Source organism: Arthrobacter sp. OV608 (assembly GCA_900110595.1).
GTDB lineage: Bacteria > Actinomycetota > Actinomycetes > Actinomycetales > Micrococcaceae > Arthrobacter.
The window spans coordinates 153,388-170,824 of record FOEZ01000002.1 but is presented as its reverse complement, the minus strand read 5'-3'; the positions used below and the strand labels follow the sequence as shown (position 1 = coordinate 170,824).

Below are 17,437 nucleotides of genomic sequence, written 5' to 3'. Positions count from 1 at the left end.
GCCTTTCAGCTGGCCGCGCGCGTTTCTGACGGGGAAGCTGCACTGGCCTTTTTGAGGTGCGCTTCGAGGATGTAGGTAGTCTGCCCGGCGCGCTGCCTGATCTGCGGCAGGTGGTCCGCAGCGAGCCAGGGCAGGACGCCGGACGGGTCACGGTCACGGGTACCTTCACGCACCGCCAGTTCCAGATCCCGGGCGTGGCCGGCAAGGCGTTCGGCCCCTACCTGCAGGCTCGCGGTCTTGAGGCTGAGGACGGCATCGATGGCACCGGGGAGGTCTCCGGTGGTCAACGCCAGCCGCAACCTGTCGATCCTCAGGGGAAGGGCGGCGACGAAGTTTTGGACGAATACCCGCCACACTTCCTCATAGTTGTCCAGGTCCGCGCACAGCTTGTCCAGCACGGCATGATCCAGGAGGGGGACGCTGTCCAGGAAGGGCCGGGCAGGTTCCTGGAAGCCCGCCAGCGGCGAAGTCCCGCCGGTGTCGGGGCCAACCAGGGTGTGCAGCGGTGCTGTGGTTGCTCTCATGCTGGAACGGTATTGGGCGGATGTTGGGGGAACCCTGCAACCGTTGCCAAGGGCAGTCCTAGTGTTTTCCAAGGTGTGGGTTCGGAGGTTCCACCCAGCCTGCACCCAGCGCAGTTATGGAAACGTTATATATGCTTGCTTAGTGGTTTTTAGGTCAAGCAGTGGAAATGTGTCAGCTCCCGGACGTCCGGACGTGCCCCCATCCGGGCTTATTTCCGGGCGCAAACACGCCCTGGACGGGCTGCGGACCATTGCCGTGGCGTTTGTGTTCCTCTTCCATGCGGCCACGGGCTTGGCCCCTGGCGGATCCATCGGTGTGGACGTCTTCTTCACCCTCAGCGGCTTTGTGATCACCCTCCTGATCATGAAGGAGTACCTCGCCACCGGCGGGCTGCGCCTGGGCATCTTCTACGCCAAGCGCCTGGCCCGGCTGTGGCCCGCGCTCCTGGCGGTGTGCGCAGTGGTTGTCACTGTAGGCGTGGTGTTTCCGGCGTCGAAGTGGGGCGGCCAGGAAGGCTTCGTCCTGCCCGCCGCCGGATACGTGATGAACCTGGCGCATTTTGGGACGTTCGGCGGCTCCATCACCGGTGAAACCCTGGGCCCCACCTGGACTCTCGCCGTGGAGGAACAGTTCTACCTGGTATGGCCGTTGCTCCTTCTGGTCCTGCTGCGGTTCTGGAAGGTGCGGACGGTAGCCTGGATCACCGCCGGCCTGGCCGCGGCGTTCCTGCTGGAGCGGTTCTTTTTGGTCCTGGCCGGGGCGCCGCTGAACCGGCTCTACAACGGGCCGGACACCAGGGCCGATGAGCTGCTGATTGGCTGCACCCTGGCGCTGGTCCTCACGGTTGTCCGGCAGGGATCCCGGTCCCACGCGTCGCTGCTTGCCGCAGCGAGATGGGCCGGGCCGCCCGCATCCCTTGTCCTGCTGGCCGCCGTCTTCCTGCTGAAGGAACCGGAAACCCCCGGCCTCTGGTTCAGCATTTTTTGGACTGCCGGGCCCACCGCGCTGGCACTGCTGGCGGCACTGGCCACCGGCTGGCTGGTGCTGTCCCCGGCCGGCTTCACCGCACGGATATTGAGCCATCCCTGGCTTGCTGGCCCCGGGCGGGACCTCTCCTACGCCCTGTACCTCTGGCACATGCCCGTCTACCTGCTGCTGATGCCGCTGGTCCCGTCACTCTGGCTTCGCGTACCGCTGGCTGCAGCCGTCACGGTACTGCTCGCCTACGCATCCTTCCGCGTGGTGGAAACGCCCGTGCGCCGCTGGGCCAACAAAAGGCTCGATGCCGCCGTCGGCCGTTCCACTGCTGCACCCGAGCCGGAACGGAAGGTGGAACGGGAACTGGCAGCCGCGGCCGGACGGTCCTAGGCGGCCACCTCTGAGGACTCAGGGCACTCAGTGCACCGGGCATCGGCGATCAGGGCGCCGGTGGCTTCCTTCTGGAAATGTGTGACGTGTTTGGTGCTTCTGCCGCAGGCATTGCAGAACGACTGATGCTGTTTAGTCCACATGGATGAATAATACGGATGCCGGGCCAAAAGGGAACCTGGGAAGAGTAACTATGTGGTTTTCCGCAGATTCCGGGCCCAAAAAACAGAAACCCCTTGCGCTGCCGGGCAAAATCGGACTCAGAGTTCGAAGCGTGTCCCGGGGGTCCCGTTGGGGAGGTTCTTCAGGAGTCCCTCGGCCACTTCGCGGACCTGCTTGTTCCGGTGGCTGGACGCACTTGCCAGCATGCCGAAGGCGTCCGAATAGGAGCAGCGGTTGCGGCCCATAATCACGCCGCAGGCCACGTCGATGGACGTCCGGCTCTCCAGCAACGTTTTCAAATTATCTCCGGCCGAGCGGACGCTCCGGACCTCGAGGGCCAGTTTCAGGCTCTGTGACGCAACCCGGGCGAACCACCTGGCGTGGCTGACGGCATCGGCATCGAACCGCACGTCCAGCGGGGCGAAGAAGGCCAGGGCGGCGGTGGTGCCGGGGTCAATGCGCAAGGGAACGGCCACCACCTCACCGTAGCCGGCGTCAAGGAACCTGCGCTGGTAGGCCCGCCACCGCAGCGAGGCCGCGGCACCCTCCACCACCACCGGAGTGTCTGCCGCCGCAGCCTGGGCCAGGGGGCCGTCGTCGAGCTCCTGTTCCAGGTAGCCCAGGCCCGCGGCCCGGCCATTGTTCGCCGCGCGGATAGGAGCCCTGTGGCCCGCAACGAGCATTGCGGTGCAGTCCACCTGGACCCCCATGGCCTGTGTGAGCGCCACGGACGCTGCCACCGCCAGGCGCCTGAGGGATGCCGCTTCGGAATCGGTATCCGTGACCAGGTCCAAGAGGAAGCCGTACGGCTCAAAGGCCGGGCCGTTGGGGAAGCCAGCGGCTTCCTGGTTGCCATCGCCGGACTTGATCACTCTTCTGCTGGTGCCCTGCACCGGTGCTGTCATTGACGTTCCCCCTCATGAACGGCGCCCGCGCGGGTTCATCCGCGCGTTGCCCCTCGAACGTAACGGGGGAGCGGGGGCAGGGGCACGAGTAGCGTGTACTCGAATTTGGGCGCGTGGGAAACCAAGTAGTTGTGCCTTGGGCGGCCAGGGGCGCGGGTGATATGCCCTGATTGGCGGTGCCGGCCGGACGTTCCCCCTGGCTTTTCGCAGGCTACAGGCCTTCGCCGGCTTCCAGCCACTCCAGGAACGTCTGGCGTCCGACGGCGGCACCCGCCACCGGGATCAACGCACCCTTGCGCATCGCCCTCCCCATGGTGCCGGGAATGCGCAGCGGGACGATCCGCTTCTTTTGACTGGTTTTGGCGAGGTACGCCTCCACCATGGCTTTCAGCACTTCCGCCCGTGGGCCGCCCAGGTCCGGAAGGCGGCCCTTCGGCCCGGCTTCGGCCGCATCCACCAGGGCGACAGCTACTTCCCTTGCGGCCACCGGCTGGGTAAACATCCTGGGAACGAAAACCAGCGGGCCTGCAGAAGCGGCATTGACGGTCATGGGCACAAACTCGTGGAACTGGGTGGACCGCAGGAGGGTCCAGGGAATGCCACCGTGCCTGACTTCGTCCTCCTGCACCAGTTTTCCGGCGTAGAGGCCGGAATCGGCTTTGTCGATGCCCACGATGGACAGGGCAACATGGTGTTTGACGCCCGCCAGCTTCTCCGCCGCCAGCAGGTTCTGGGTGGCGTTGGTAAAGAAATCGACGGCCTTTTTGGTGGATATTGTCTGGAGGCCGGAAACGTCAATGACGGTGTCCACACCCTGCAGCGCCTGGACCAGGCCGCGGCCGTTGACCAGGTCCACCCCTTCTGAACGGCTGAGGCTGACCACGTCGTGGCCGCGCTCCCTCGCGACGGCCACGACGTGGCGCCCTGCAATTCCGGTTCCCCCTGCAACGGCAATCCTCATGGGGAAATCCTATGCCTGCCGGTAACTAGGATGGGATAGAACTGCAGGTCATTGGGGGAAGCCACACATTGGGAGGACTCTGGCGGCGTCAACAGCCACGGGTGGCCCGGGAGCTAACTTGTTGGCGCCAAGGAGTCCTCGGCGCCTGCGAGCAGCGCCGGAGTCCTGTTGACCAGGCAGAGGACGTTGATGGCGAGGGCCAGGGCGTTCTCGCGGGCCATAGGGAACTGTTCCCGGCGGATCAGCGCTTCAATGCCATGGCAGCAGTCCTCGACGTCGAATGCCCCGGCCATGGCGGAAGCGATTTTCAGGCTCAGGATGGCGTCCATGGATGTTTCCACGTCGCTTGCCTGCAGGCCCAGCAGTATCCGTTGCAACCGGGCGGGAAGCATGTCGAGGTAGTCGCTGAGGAACTGCAAGGCGATGCGGGAGCTGCCGGTCTCATCCGCGAGGTTCCGCGCAGCCTGCAGGATCAGGGCAGCCGGCGGCCATCCGTTATGGGAATCTGTACCCGGGGTGGTGGCCATGCTGGTGCCCAAAGCTGTCCTTTGCGTTACTGGCGTGCCCCGTTTGAGGACTGCCTTGAAAATGCAGGCAGTGCTGCCGGCCCGACTATCTCTACGTTTAGCGGAAATACATCAAGGGCAGCCGCCGGTCACGCTCAAGAATCAGGAAAGGTCTATGTTCATAGTGCGGGATGATGTGACACAAATTACCGGCGATACCGTTTTGAGGACGGTGGTGAACGAAGAAAGGGCTGGTCAGGGGCGCTTTCTGAAAGTAATGACTATTCTTCGAGTGCGATTTCGCAAAACCGTCCTATTGGTGTAGGTGCCTTAATTTGTCTGTTGATGAAGAATTGAGAGTAATTGACTGAACCTTGATGCGGCCCGGGGGCTAATTCTGCGGCGGGGGCTATTAGCTGGATTTTGCGTCCCGTTGGGAGGCGTGAAATTCAGAAGGAGATTCCGTGTCCGTTGCCCTGCCCCTGGCAGCTGACGAAGTGGTGCGTTCCGGCGCGCCTGCCCTGCGGGAGCGGGTGCGCACGGCCGACCGCCCCACCGCTGAGGCGGCCGGCCCCGGCCTGCGTGTAGTGGTGCTGGTACCTGCCTATAACGAGGCCGGTTCCATCGGGGCTACTCTGGATGGGCTGATGGGCCAGGAACGGCCTGCGGACCTGGTGGTGGTGGTCCCCAATGGCTGCACGGATGCCACGGCATGGGAGGCCCGCAAATACCCGGTCACGGTGATGGAACTGCCCCGGCTGGAGCACCGCAAGTCCGAGGCACTGAACCGTGCCTGGGCAGAATACGCCTCCAATGCTGACGTGGTGGTCTGCCTGGACGCGGACACCGTGCTGCCGCCGAACGCGCTGGCAGCCTGGGAGCGCGAATTCGCCGACGAAACGGGGCCACTCCTGGGCGGGTCGTCGTCGAAATTCACCATGCAGGATCCCGGACTGCTGAGCCGGCTGCAAAAGGCCGAGTTCGCCACCTGGACCGATACAGCCTTGCGGCGGGGGCGAACGAGCGTGCTGGCCGGAACCGGCTGCGCCATCAACAATGCCGTCCTGCGGCAGATCGCTGGCCGGGATGACAGGGAAGGGCCGTGGGTTTACACCTCCCAGGTCGAGGACTTCGAACTGACCTACCGCATCCGCGAGCTCGGTTACATCTGCCAGGTCTCGCCCGACGTGAGGGCCTACACCGATTCCATGAAGTCCATCAAAGCCCTCTGGGGCCAGCGGATGAAGTGGCAGGTGGGCACGGTGGAGGACCTGCTGGACCTGGGAGTCAACCGGCTGACGCTCCGGGACTGGGTCCAGCAAGCCATGGGCCTGCTGGGCGTCTTCCTCAAGCTCCTGTGGATCGCCGTGATCGTCCTGGCCGTGGCCCTGAACGTGTTCCACGTGGTCCTGTTCTGGTGGCTGGTGCCCATCCTGTTTGTGGCGCTGGACATCAAACGGGCACTGCGGATCCCCCATAGGGACTGGAAGGACATCCTGATCGCGGCCACCTTCTTCCCGCAGGAATTGTTCATGTGGCTGCGCTCCGGATGGTTCCTGGCTTCCTGGGGCGCCGTCCTGAAAACCAAGATCACCCGGCGGCGCATCGACCGCTGGGAAGCGCAATACACAGCAGAGGAAATCAACTAACAATGTACGGAATGAACGCCTCCATCCCCGCGTCCGGCGCCGCTTTGGCTTACACCGGACTCAACGTTGGAGCCGGCATACTCACCGCACTCGGCATCATGCTCATTGGTGTGGCACTGATCGCCCTGGTACGCCGGAACCCCGCCGCCCGGCCGTAACCGGCCCCAAGCCCTACGACGCCCGGCGGGCCGCCAACGCTGACTTAAAGGCGGCCGCCGAGGCGTCACTGCTGTTAATGCGCCAGTCCGCTTCCTTTTGCATGTGGAACCAGACGAAACCCATCACGTCCGGCTGGGCCGCGAGGTAGGACACCAGGTCCGTGTTCCAGGCGGCTTTGGACCCGCCGGCCTCGCTGGAGGCGGTCTCAGCGATCAGGACCGGCAGGCCCGGGGCCAGCGCCCTCAGTTCGGCAATACCCGGAGCAAAAAGATCCTGCGGCGAGACCCAGCCGCTCCACGAGGCTGACGTGCCCCAGTTGTATCCGTCCAAGGCTACGACGTCGACATATCCGGCGCCGGGAAACAAGCCGGCCAAGTCAGTGGAACCCCAATAGGGAACGTTCGGACTCCATACCCATGAGACATTGGATGCGCCCGTGGCAGCCACCACATCATGCACGTGCCGCCATGCCTGGACGTAGTCCCCGGCCCCATTGCCGTTGACGCCCTCTGCCCAGGGATACCAGTTGCCGTTCATCTCATGGGCGAACCTCAGCTGCACCGGGTAACCCCAAGCAGCCAGTGCCTGCCCCCACTCAACGATCCGGGCATCAAAATCGCCTGCAGCGATCCTGTCCAGGGCGTAAGCGGGCTGATCCAGCCCGCCTCCCCATGCCCACGGCTCCCACGTCACCAACGGCACTGCGCCACGTGCCCGTGCCGCGTTCATTTCGCTGATCGGCGGAGCCTGCAGGAAGTCCTTGTAGAAGAGGACACTGGACGGGCTTTCCCCTGCCAGCCGTGCCACCTCGTCCAGCTCAGCGCTGGCCAGGGGCCCACTTGGGGTTGCCGCCCCGAACCGCAGGCGGGCAGTGCTGACCGGCGGGAGCTCCTGCACCGGGGGAGCCACGGTGAATACTGAGGACCCCTGGATGGAGGAGGTTTTGGCGGTGATGGTCAGTTTTCCCGTTGCGGCCGCCGGTATGGTGATCGCCGTGCTGAACGCTCCGTTGGAGGCCGTCCGGAAAGGGAACGTCGCCGAACCGACTATGACCGTTCCGGACGTGGAAACCTTAAAACCGGCCCCGCTGACAGTGACGGAAGATCCCGCCGGCCCCGTGGCCGGGCTGAGCGTAACCTGGGCCGCTGGTGCTGCCTGGACCGGCTGAACCCCTGCCAGTGCCAGGCCTGCGCTGACGGCAAGGGCAGCGGTAAGTACTTTTACAAACTTGAACACAGCGATCGGTCCCCGCAATCGTCGGGGCTGCCAGTCCGGCAGCCGTCAGTCCGGTGCCAGCGGCACTGACCCGATCCTAAGGTCCCGCCGGAGCAAAAGTCTCAAGGTCCGCTCAAGTTTCTTGATGTCATTTTTGGTCCGGACTGCAAAACCGTTCCACCCGGGAACGGACACCATGGGAACGCCTGGCCGCTAAAGGTGCCGCTGCAGGAAATACCTGGTCTGTTGCGCGCACTCCTTGATCTGCACCAGGCGCCCTGCCGCGAGCCGGGGCAGGACAACAGCAGGGTCCCGGCCGGAGCATTCGACGCGGAGCAGGTTCTCCAGCTCAAGCACAAGGTCCGCAAGCCGTTCGGCCCCCACCATCTGGCTCGAAGTCTTCAGGCTCAGCACTGCCACCATGGCGCCCACGCTGTCTCCTGTGGTCAGCGCCAGGCGCAGCTTCTCCGTCCTGGCCGGCAGCTGGGCAACGAAGTCCTGGATAAATACCTTCCACACACCTTCGTCGTCATCCAGCTCCTCACGCAACCTGTCCAGTACTGAACCGTCCAGCAGCGGTGCGCTCTCGTCGTCGTACTCCGCGACGGTCATTGCTGGTCCCACCGGGCGCTGCCAACGGCGCGGTCAGGGGATGAAGCCGCGTAGCCCGGGCGCGGCCGGGAGGGTGCAGGGGCCGATGGCTCTTTGCGGAACAACGCTGTTCCGCCGCCTCCGCCATCGGCCCCGGTCCTGGGATGCCCTGTCCGCACCCGGAAATTTATCCGCATAACCTGCCCGCCTGACAGTTTCGAAACCCTGAGCGAGTGACCACAACGGCACTCTGTGCTGCACGTTACGGGGCGGGATATTTGGAGCGCACGAGTAATGAGTACTCAACTATTCAGGACACACCTACTGCGCTCGCTGGGACTACTGTGCACCTCCTTGATCAAGGACCGGTGAGCAGATGATCAAGGACGGCGCAGGACTTGCTCAAGTTCTTCACTTGATGGGGGAAGGTCCCTTTTCCCGCTCCTAGGGATTCCCTAGGAGCCGTGGGGACACTGCCGGTATGGCACCAACAGCATTGCGCACGCGCACCAAATATCTTGTTCCGGCAATATTGCTCACGATCGTCGGGGCCCTGCTGGCCAGCATCCTGCTGGCCACCCCGCGGACGCCTCCTGCCATGCTGGGGGCATCAGGAAGCCTTGATGGCGGGCTGGCACGCATCCACGGCGTGATACCCCTCGAAGTGGATGGATGGATGCCCCCCACGCCGTCGGCTGCGCTCGCCAAGCCGCCGGGCAACGAAGTGCACCGGGTACGCATCCTGGTGGAGCTGACTGCGATGGAGCAGGACGGCCTGTCCTTCGACCCGTCCAGGTACACCGTCTCGGCCCTTGGCACCGGGACCTGGAAGCCGGTCTGGTTTTCTCCCGGACCAGCCAAGGCCCGCCAAGGGGAAAGCATCAACGCCACGCTCGTGTACGAGCTCCCGGATAAAGCAATCGACCTGGCGCTGGAACTGCCAGGAGGACCAGGGCTGTCACTGGGCGCCGGACACCACCGGGGAGGGAAGTAGCGTGTCCGCCGGATTTCCGGGATGCGCGCCGGCCTTCATGGTTTCTCCAAGGGCACGCAAATCCTGCGCAGGAAATCTCCAAGCTGGTTCCGGCACAGTCGGACACAACAACGAAGGAGGCCGGCCATGACCATTTCACGCCGACAGGTTCTAATATTCGGAGGACTCGGAGTCCTGGGAGCAGGGGCTGCCATGTTGCCCACAGGATCGGTGGAGGCCAAGTCGGCCAGCCGGCTCAGCGACAGGGATATGCCCCGGCCGTTCCAGTCATCCTTTGTCCAGTCCCCGATCCTCGAACCCTATTCCACCGGCATCGACCCTGCAGACGGGTTGCCGGTCAACTACTACCGGGTGACGGAGAAGGCCGCCACGGCCAACATCCTTCCGCGGCTCACCACGCCAATCCTCGGCTACAACGGATTGTTCCCCGGTCCCACCATCAGCCTTGACCAGGGCACAAAAGCCGTCTTGAGGGTGCGCAACCAGCTTCCGGCCCAGCACGCGCTCGACGGGCACTCCCTCTCCACGTCCACCCACTTGCACGGTTCAGCGTCCCTGCCGCAGTACGACGGCTACGCCAGCGACATCACGCTTCCGGGTTTCTACAAGGACTACCATTACCCCAACTTCCAGCCGGCCCGCACCCTCTGGTACCACGACCATGGTGTCCACTTCACGGCCCTCAACGCCTATTCCGGCCTTGCCGCGCAGTACCACATGCACGATCCGATCGAACGCCAGCTGCTCCCGCAGGGCCGGTACGATGTGGCGCTGACGGTCAGTGATGCGATGTTCGCCGCCGACGGCTCCCTGGGGTACGACGACAACACCCACTCGGGCCTGTGGGGCGACGTGATCCTGGTCAACGGGAAGCCGTGGCCGGTCATGAAGGTGCAGAAACGCGTATACCGCTTCCGGATCCTTAACTGTTCCATCTCCCGCTCGCTGCGGCCGACGCTCAGCACGGGGGATCCCCTGGTGATGGTGGGGACCGACGGCGGCCTGATGCCGGCGGCGCAAAGCGTGGCGAATTACCGCCATGGCGGTGCGGAGCGCTACGAGGTCCTGATCGACTTCCGGAAGTACAAGACCGGGCAGCGGATCGAACTCCGGAACCTGTCCAACAAAAACAATGTGGATTACGACTTCACCAACAAAATCATGGCGTTTGACGTCACGGACGAGCCGGTGGACACCTCGGACCCCACCTGGAACCGGATCCCCACCACCCTTGTGAAGAGCGAGGCCATGTCGCTGTCAGCGGGGCAGGCAGTGAAAACCCGCAAGTTCAGGGTCAAGCGGAACGACAGCTCCAACCTGTGGACCATCAACGATGACAGCTGGCAGGACGTCATTGCCAGCGGCTACAAGAAGGTGGTTGCCGATCCTGCGCTGAACGACGTGGAGATCTGGGAAATCGAGAACTCCTCCGGCGGCTGGTTCCATCCCGTCCACATCCACCTGGTGGACTTCCAGATCCTCAGCCGCAACGGAGGGGCGCCCTTTGCCCACGAACGCGGTCCGAAGGACGTGGTGTACGTCGGTGAAGGCGAGACCGTCCGGGTCCTGATGAAGTTCACCCCGCAGCAGGGCATTTACATGATGCACTGCCATAACCTCCCGCACGAGGACCACGACATGATGGTCCAATTCCGGGTAGGACTGAAGGACGGCGACTGGGACCCGAATGATCCCATGACGGCGGCCAAGGCCACCTGGGACAACGAGAAGGACTGACCACGGCGCGCATCATTGGCCGCGGCAGGCGGCGGGCTCCACGCCGCCGCCTGCTGCGGCCAAAAGTCCATGTCCTGAAGGGACAGCACTCCCGCCTCCTGGCCAGGGCGCTGATTCCCGCCCTGGCCATATTCGCCGCCCGCGCCTGGCTGGTGGAACCCTTCACCGTTTCCTCGGACAGTATGGAGCCCACCATTGCCGAGGGCACGGTGGTGCTCCTGTACAAGCCGGCCGCCGCGGCAGGCTGGATCCGGAACGGCGTGGTGGTTGCCTTTACCAGCCCTGTTGACGGCCACACGGCCATCAAGCGGATCATCGCAGTGGAGGGCCAGACCGTGGCCATCCGGGATTCCGAACTGTACGTCGACGACGTCCCCGTACCAGAACCCTTCATCGACCACAGCCGCATCGACGCCACCTACTTCGGCCCGGAGGAAGTGCCGGCCGGCAGCGTTTTTGTGTTGGGGGACAACCGAGGCGTGTCCATCGATTCCAGGGACTACGGGGCAGTACCGTTGACGGCGATCCAGGGAACACTGCTGACGGGCCAGAAGTAGGCCCTTCCCCAATTGATCAAGTTTTGGTGGTGGCATTCCAGCCTTTAGTGCCTCTGCTGCGCCTGGGGCCCGCCGCTGGACTGCCGGGGTATGAGGGTGGGAATGGAAGTCCGGATTCTAGGTTCCTTACCCGGGTTCACGATGAGGTCGATCGCGTTGGCGGCAATCTGGTCCAGGGGCACCCGCACAGAGGAAAGGGGAGTTGAAAGGCGGGATGCGAGGGGTATGTCGTTGTAGCCAACCAATGCCAGGTCTTCTCCCACGGTGATACCGCGGCGGTGGGCGGCCGCGATGACTCCCAGGGCCAGGTTGTCGTTGGCGGCGAATACGGCGCTGGGACGTGGTCCGGGATCGCTGGACAGGAGTTTTTCTGCGGCCGAGAACCCGCTTTCGATGCCATAGCCTGCGGCGATCAGCCAGTCTTCCCGGGCTTCGATGCCTGCTCCTTCCAAGGCTCTGCGGGCGCCGGCGAGACGGCCCCGCCCGGTGGAGGTGAATGACGGGCCTGTCACTATCCCGATGTCACGGTGCCCGAGATCGATCAGATGCCGGACCGCCAGGTATCCGCCTACCTCGTCATCGCCAAGGGCCGACGGGCTGATCCCGTCAGTACGCAGCACCAGCGCGTGCGCCATGCCCCGTTCCCGCAGATGCCTGGGCAGTTCGTCGTCGATCCGGGCAGTCGCGAGGATCAGGCCGTCCACATTCCGGTCAAGGAGCGTTTCGGCTGCCCGGCGTTCATCGTCGGGATCATCGCCGCTGGTGGCGACCATGGCAAAGTAGCCGCGGTCCGACGCCGCCCGCTCCAGCTCTTCGAACATCAGGGCCATGACGGTGTCGCTGAGCCGGGGCACCAGCACTCCGAGGGTCCGTGTCTCACCCCGTCGGAGGTTGGAGGCGAACGAGTTCCGGCGGTAGCCCAGGTCCTCGGCAATTTTCCTGACCCGGGCAGCAGAAGCGGAACGCGACGTGGTGCGTTCATCCAGGGCACGGCTGGCCGTTGAGATGCTCACGCCACTGGCCGCAGCAACGTCCTTAAGCGTGACGATCGTCCCGGGGGCGGCCGGTTCCATGGCGGTTCTCCTCTTTCAAAAGGGGCGTACGAGACACTCTATTCCACCTTTTTGCAAACGTTCTCTTGACAGTGAGGTGGGACACGTTGCAATATTGAAAACGTTCCCGCAAACGTTCCCAGAATCGGAACTACCGATCCTCAAAGAAGACAAGAAGGTAGCTGTAATGACACTCGACCTCCGCGGACTCAGCCCCGCACCTGTCACCCCGTTCACCGAAGATGGCGCTGTCGACTTCGCTGCCATCCAGCGCCTGGGTTCATGGCTTGGATCGATTGATGGCGTGAAAAGCCTCGTCGTCCTGGGGCACGCCGGCGAAGGCACGTTCCTTACCGAAGAGGAGCAGCTGGACGTTATCCGCGCATTCGTGGCGTCCACCGACGGCCGCGTACCGGTCGTGGCGGGCATCACGAAGGAAGGCAACAAGACCGCGGCTCTCGAGGCCAAGAAGGCCGTCGAGGCCGGCGCGTCAGCTGGTCTCGTCTACCCCTCGCACGGGTGGCTGCGCTTCGGATACCAGAAGGGCGCCCCGCAGTCGCGTTACCAGGAGATCTACGAAGAGTCAGGTCTGCCGCTGATCCTCTTCCAGTACCCCGACAACACCAAGGCGACCTACGACCTCGAAACCCAGTTGGAGATCGCCGGCCAGGAAGGCGTCTTTGCCACGAAGAACGGTGTCCGGAACATGCGCCGTTGGTACACCGAAATCCCCGCGCTGCGCGCCGCGTACCCCGAACTGCAGGTGCTGTCCTGCCATGACGAGTACCTGCTGCCGACAATGTTCGATGTGGACGGCCTGCTCGTCGGCTACGGCAACATCGCCCCCGAACTGCTCGTCGAACTGATCGAGGCCGGGAAGGCGCAGGACTACCCGCGTGCCCACGCAATTCATGAGCGGCTGCTGCCGGTGACCAAGAACGTTTACCACCGCGGCTCCCACATGGAGGGCACCGTCGCCTTGAAGTGGGGACTCGTGAACCGCGGCATCCTGGACCACGCCACAGTGCGCACCCCGCTCCTGCCCCTGCCCGAGGGCGCCGAAACCGAAATCGCCAAAGCCTTCGCCGCCGCAAACATCGGCAAAGTCACCGTCAGCGCCTGATCCTTTCCCGGATCCTTCCGGGTGGCGGGCTGAAGGCCCGCCACCCGTTCCAAGCTCCTACTCTCCATCCCGGTCGATGACGACCCCCAGCAAAGTCGCTGTATAAGGAGGACTCGCCGATGCGCGAGCAGAATAAGACCATCACCCGCCCCGGAACTACGGAAGAACAGATGGCAACCCAGCAAGGAAACCCGGCACAAGGCACCACGAAGAAGCACCGCACCTTCCTGGGCTACCTTGCCCTGATGGGCCCGGCCTTCGTGGTGGGAGCCTGGCAATTCGGCCCCGGAAACCTCACCACCGCCGTCCAGGCCGGCAGCCGGTTCGACTACAGCCTCGTCTGGGTCATCGCCGTCTCCACCATCCTGATGATCTTCTTCACCGACATGAGCGTCCGGCTTGGCATCGCCACTCCCACCTCCCTGATCACCTCCATCAAGGAACACCTCGGCAAACCGGTCGGCATCCTCGCCGGTTTCGGGGTCTTCGGCATCACGCTCATGTTCTCCGTGGGCAATGCCGTCGGATCCGGGCTGGGACTTTCGCTTATTTTCGGCGGCTCACCGGTGCTGTGGACGGTAGTCTGCACCGCCGCCGTCGGGTTCGTCCTGGCCTTCAAGAACGTCTACGGAATCGTCGAGAAGGCCCTCCTGGTCATCGTCGTCCTCATGGGTATCGCCTTCATCGCCAGCACCGTCGTCGCCCAGCCGGACTGGTACCGGTCCATGGAAGGCATGGTGCCGCAACTGCCCGCCGGAAGCGAAATCCTCATCGTGGCGCTCGTAGGTACGAACTTCTCCATCAATGCCGCCTTCTACACCTCCTACGGCGTCAAGGAACACCGCCGCACCCGCGATGACTACCGCGACATCACCCTCGTCGACACCATCCCGGGCATCGTGGCCCCCGGCATCATGACCGCCCTCGTCATCATGGTCGCGGCCGCCGTCCTCGGCAAAACCGGGGCCGAAGCCGGCACCATCAACGCCCTCGCGTCCATCTTCACGCCGCTGGCAGGCCCCGTCGGGGCCATGGTCTTTGCCCTCGGCCTCTCCGGCGCTGCCTTCTCCTCCATGATTGCCAATGCCACGGCAGGCGGCACGATGCTCTCCGATGCTCTTGGACGTGGGGCCAAAGCCGGGTCACCAGCAGCCCGCATCGTCACCGGCATGATCCTGGCGTTCGGACTGATCATCACCCTGTCCTTCCAATCCTCACCTGTGGGACTGATCGTCATCGCCCAGTCCCTGACGGTCCTTATCGCACCCTTGCTGGGCGTCCTGATCGTCATCATGGCCAACAAGTCCAAAGTCATGGGAGACCTCCGCAACAAGTGGTGGCACAACCTGTTCGCCGCCATCGGACTTATCGCCATCATCGCCTCCTCCTTCAGGCTCATCACCACCCTGCTCGGCTAAGCACCGTCGCCGCGGCCCCGGATCAGCCCCTCTCAGCCCAAAGTCCAGGACCCTGCCCGCATCAGCGGACAGGGTCCTGGACTTTTAGCATCCAGAGCGGCTAGCGGGTGGCGACAGCTCCCGTTGCAGTGCCGCCGCGGCTGGTCTGGACCAGCACGCTGGTGATCTGCCGGTTGGGTCCGGGCTTGGCCCTCAGGGACCAGGCGCCCAGGGTGTCAACCTGCGCTGTACCCAGTTTGGTCACCGGCCGGCCGGGAGTGGTGTCGTAGACCACCACGGTGGTGGCCGGAATCAACAGGGTGGTGGTGCCCAGTGTGGAGGTGCCTTCAATGCGCATCTCCGTCCCGAGGCGGTGGCGGGATCCGGGGTCAACGGCCACGGTGTCCGTTTGGATGGCCAGGTCAACGAAGGCCGGGGCGCTGCTGACACCGGCCTTATCGGTGACCACCAGCTCGATCCGCACCGCACCCTCTGTTACGGCCGGCAGGGGTGCCGTGTCCGTGGTCTTGGCGTAGAAGGGGATGGATACCACCGGTTTTGCTGCCGTGTCGCTGGAAAGGGTTACAGCGGGACCGCCCACCTGGCGCCACTTGTAGGTGGCGGCCCCGGTGGAGGCGCTGCCATCCAGCTGGACGCTGCCGCCACGGGTCAACGTGGGAGAGGCTGCGGTGGCAGTTGCGGTGGTGGCGGGGGTGGGGTCAGGAGCCGGGGTGACGGTTCCTGAACCGCCGCCCGTCTCCACCACCGGACCCGGGTCCGGCTGCGGAGTGACAGGATCCAGTCCCGCCGGGGTTGCCGTGCCGCCGCTGACTGTGACCTGCAGGGACGCTGAACTTCCGGAAGCAGACTTCACGGTGACATTTGCGGGAGGTGCTTTGACAGGGAAGGACTTCTCGGTGGGTGTGCCCGGAGCGGGATTATCCAGGGTACCTACATCTGTCACGGTCAAAGCTCCGTCTTCGCCGGATACGGCGCCGACTGTCAGGGATGTCCCGTCAAACGTTGCTTTAGTGACGGAAATGGTGCTTGGCTTGGCCAGCTTGACGATGCTGCTGCTGGCGGGTTTGTCGCCAATATTGGTGACCTTGATGCTCTCCGGGGCAGTGCCGTTGAGCTTGATCCGGGCGTAGTACCGCCCGCTGCCCGGATCGCTGATCATGGGGGTGGTCGCGAAGGCGGAGCCCTGTCCGTCCACCTGGAGCTGGGAGTCCGGACCACTGGTGGCGAAGACGTCGATCATGTCCCCGTTGTGGACCGCGCCATCGGCACTGACTCCACGGTTGGTGGAAATCTTGCCCTGAAGGCCGAACTGGTCCGTTTCAAGGGAAAGCCCGCCGCCGGTGACCGAGAACTTGTTGTAGTTCATGGGGCTGCCCGTCACCGCATGTTCCTGGTTCGGGTCTCCGAGGTAGCCCTCGGGGGCCGCCGGAGCGACCGCCGGATCCCACTTCAGGAAGGGCCCCACGTTGCTCTTCAGGGCGGTGGTGAAGTTACCGGCTGCCGGTGAGATGTCTTCCACCAGTTTGCCGTCCCCGGCAGCGTCGGTGTCGATGGTGATGGTCCCGTATGGGTGCTTGAACTCCAGGGCGGCGTTCGCCGGTCCGCCCTTGACCACAATGCGTTGGCGGCCAAACACCACCTGGTCGCCGGCGGTAACCGTATTCGCAAATGCGGCTTCCAAACCGAGGACCAGCACTGCCCGTCCACCGCCGGGCAGGTCCAGCTCCGAGCCGGCGAGCATATAGAAGGCTTCGTCCGGGAAGTTGTCCGGGAACGAGATGGGTGCGGTTTCGTCCGGTACGTCGCCGGGAAGGAATCCGCATAAGGGGTTTTCCGCGTCAAGGCACAACTCCACGCGGGTTTTGGTGCTGTCCTCGTACCAGGACGGGAAGCCGTGTTCGGTGTTGACGGGGCCGACGGCGGTCAGCTGGCCCGGGTTCTTAACTGTTACTTGGGTGGCTGCTACGGCCGAGCTGAGCCCAGCAGCTGTCATGATGACGGCGGCAGCAGCGGCGACGCCGCGGCGGGTAGCAACTCTTGGGTTCAGGCGGGTGCCTGTGGATTCAGCTGGTGTGGGTACCATTTTTTCTCCTCAGAAAGGGGTGCTGATGGCCTCCAATATTCGGCATGGGGCTTGGAGATACGTTGTGCCCGCCTTGGAGTGTGCAGCAGCCGAAATGCTCGAAGATTGCCGCCCCGGTTGGCCTTGGAAAAAGCTTGGAGCGCTAAGCGCACACGCCGCCGTCGCTGTTTGCCGCATCGATGAAGCTGGACAGCGTCCTGGCCTCGCTGGGCATCAGGAAAACTTCCACCGGCTTTATCTGGCCGGCGATTTCAAGGGTGAGGGTGAAGCCCTCAGACCCAACGCTGGGGCGGGCACGCCAATTCGCGAGGATGGGCGCCAGGTCCGTGCCCATCAGGACCAGGTTCCCTTCCATATCCCAAGGGGCGCCGGCTTCGATCAACGCCTTGTGCTCCGCACAGACGTAAGCCTCGTGATAGCCGGGAACCAAGC

18 protein-coding genes are annotated in these 17,437 nt (G+C 64.1%); 9 read left to right on the top strand and 9 right to left on the bottom strand.

From position 1 onward, the window contains the following. Positions 1 to 5: 5 nt before the first annotated feature. A complete protein-coding gene (locus BMX78_RS03560) occupies positions 6 to 524 on the bottom strand; it encodes an Hpt domain-containing protein (RefSeq protein WP_286138761.1) in 519 nt (172 codons plus the stop codon). Between the two features lie 169 nt (positions 525 to 693). Here BMX78_RS03560 and BMX78_RS03555 point away from each other — a divergent pair, with 169 nt between their 5' ends. Beyond that, positions 694 to 1,893 (top strand): acyltransferase family protein, encoded by a 1,200-nt coding sequence (locus BMX78_RS03555; RefSeq protein WP_285249828.1) that lies wholly within the window; start codon positions 694 to 696, stop codon positions 1,891 to 1,893. Positions 1,894 to 2,153: 260 nt separating this feature from the next. Here the strand turns inward: BMX78_RS03555 and BMX78_RS03550 are convergent, their stop codons facing one another. The 3 genes from BMX78_RS03550 to BMX78_RS03540 all read right to left on the bottom strand — a co-directional run bounded on the left by BMX78_RS03550 (position 2,154) and on the right by BMX78_RS03540 (position 4,460). Then, positions 2,154 to 2,960 carry a GAF and ANTAR domain-containing protein gene (locus tag BMX78_RS03550; protein WP_091416467.1) on the bottom strand — a complete coding sequence of 269 codons (807 nt, stop codon included), beginning with the start codon at positions 2,958 to 2,960 and terminating at the stop codon, positions 2,154 to 2,156. Between the two features lie 211 nt (positions 2,961 to 3,171). Further along, the gene (locus BMX78_RS03545; RefSeq protein WP_091416464.1) at positions 3,172 to 3,921 is read right to left on the bottom strand and encodes an SDR family oxidoreductase; all 750 of its coding nucleotides are present in this window, start codon (positions 3,919 to 3,921) and stop codon (positions 3,172 to 3,174) included. 113 nt (positions 3,922 to 4,034) lie between these two features. Then, a complete protein-coding gene (locus BMX78_RS03540; protein WP_091416462.1) occupies positions 4,035 to 4,460 on the bottom strand; it encodes an Hpt domain-containing protein in 426 nt (141 codons plus the stop codon). Between the two features lie 43 nt (positions 4,461 to 4,503). On the opposite strand from BMX78_RS03540, the gene BMX78_RS22680 reads away from it, so the two are divergent. The 3 genes from BMX78_RS22680 (at position 4,504) to BMX78_RS22995 (ending at position 6,234) form a co-directional block, all read left to right on the top strand. Next, positions 4,504 to 4,752 (top strand): hypothetical protein, encoded by a 249-nt coding sequence (locus BMX78_RS22680; protein WP_139204863.1) that lies wholly within the window; start codon positions 4,504 to 4,506, stop codon positions 4,750 to 4,752. Between the two features lie 139 nt (positions 4,753 to 4,891). Continuing rightward, a complete protein-coding gene (locus BMX78_RS03535) occupies positions 4,892 to 6,076 on the top strand; it encodes a glycosyltransferase family 2 protein (protein ID WP_091416459.1) in 1,185 nt (394 codons plus the stop codon). A gap of 11 nt (positions 6,077 to 6,087) precedes the next feature. Further along, positions 6,088 to 6,234, top strand: a complete 147-nt coding sequence (locus tag BMX78_RS22995) for a hypothetical protein (RefSeq protein WP_170850671.1) — start codon at positions 6,088 to 6,090, stop codon at positions 6,232 to 6,234. A gap of 13 nt (positions 6,235 to 6,247) precedes the next feature. Here BMX78_RS22995 and BMX78_RS03530 read toward each other — a convergent pair whose 3' ends face one another. Beyond that, positions 6,248 to 7,477 carry a glycosyl hydrolase gene (locus tag BMX78_RS03530; RefSeq protein ID WP_502686269.1) on the bottom strand — a complete coding sequence of 410 codons (1,230 nt, stop codon included), beginning with the start codon at positions 7,475 to 7,477 and terminating at the stop codon, positions 6,248 to 6,250. Positions 7,478 to 7,663: 186 nt separating this feature from the next. Beyond that, complete coding sequence (locus BMX78_RS03525) at positions 7,664 to 8,062, bottom strand: Hpt domain-containing protein (RefSeq protein ID WP_091416454.1); 399 nt, start codon at positions 8,060 to 8,062, stop codon at positions 7,664 to 7,666. 460 nt (positions 8,063 to 8,522) lie between these two features. Between BMX78_RS03525 and BMX78_RS03520 the strand changes: the two genes are divergently transcribed. The 3 genes from BMX78_RS03520 to lepB all read left to right on the top strand — a co-directional run bounded on the left by BMX78_RS03520 (position 8,523) and on the right by lepB (position 11,329). After that, positions 8,523 to 9,035: a hypothetical protein gene (locus tag BMX78_RS03520; protein ID WP_139204862.1), complete on the top strand. Its 513-nt coding sequence runs from the start codon at positions 8,523 to 8,525 to the stop codon at positions 9,033 to 9,035. A gap of 126 nt (positions 9,036 to 9,161) precedes the next feature. Further along, a complete protein-coding gene (locus tag BMX78_RS03515; RefSeq protein WP_091416449.1) occupies positions 9,162 to 10,772 on the top strand; it encodes a multicopper oxidase family protein in 1,611 nt (536 codons plus the stop codon). A gap of 50 nt (positions 10,773 to 10,822) precedes the next feature. Continuing rightward, entirely contained in the window at positions 10,823 to 11,329 is a 507-nt protein-coding gene (lepB, locus tag BMX78_RS03510; RefSeq protein ID WP_353615422.1) for a signal peptidase I, read from the top strand. A 44-nt stretch (positions 11,330 to 11,373) separates the two neighbouring features. Here lepB and BMX78_RS03505 read toward each other — a convergent pair whose 3' ends face one another. Further along, on the bottom strand, positions 11,374 to 12,402 hold the full coding sequence (locus BMX78_RS03505) for a LacI family DNA-binding transcriptional regulator (protein ID WP_091416445.1): 1,029 nt from the start codon (positions 12,400 to 12,402) through the stop codon (positions 11,374 to 11,376). A gap of 166 nt (positions 12,403 to 12,568) precedes the next feature. Here BMX78_RS03505 and BMX78_RS03500 point away from each other — a divergent pair, with 166 nt between their 5' ends. Together BMX78_RS03500 and BMX78_RS03495 are read left to right on the top strand one after the other, a co-directional pair. After that, complete coding sequence (locus BMX78_RS03500) at positions 12,569 to 13,504, top strand: dihydrodipicolinate synthase family protein (protein WP_091416442.1); 936 nt, start codon at positions 12,569 to 12,571, stop codon at positions 13,502 to 13,504. Between the two features lie 119 nt (positions 13,505 to 13,623). After that, the gene (locus BMX78_RS03495; RefSeq protein WP_170850670.1) at positions 13,624 to 14,922 is read left to right on the top strand and encodes an Nramp family divalent metal transporter; all 1,299 of its coding nucleotides are present in this window, start codon (positions 13,624 to 13,626) and stop codon (positions 14,920 to 14,922) included. A 100-nt stretch (positions 14,923 to 15,022) separates the two neighbouring features. Here BMX78_RS03495 and BMX78_RS03490 read toward each other — a convergent pair whose 3' ends face one another. Together BMX78_RS03490 and BMX78_RS03485 are read right to left on the bottom strand one after the other, a co-directional pair. Beyond that, a complete protein-coding gene (locus BMX78_RS03490) occupies positions 15,023 to 17,005 on the bottom strand; it encodes a hypothetical protein (protein ID WP_091416440.1) in 1,983 nt (660 codons plus the stop codon). 142 nt (positions 17,006 to 17,147) lie between these two features. Then, entirely contained in the window at positions 17,148 to 17,435 is a 288-nt protein-coding gene (locus BMX78_RS03485; protein WP_091416437.1) for a hypothetical protein, read from the bottom strand. Positions 17,436 to 17,437 lie beyond the last annotated feature (2 nt).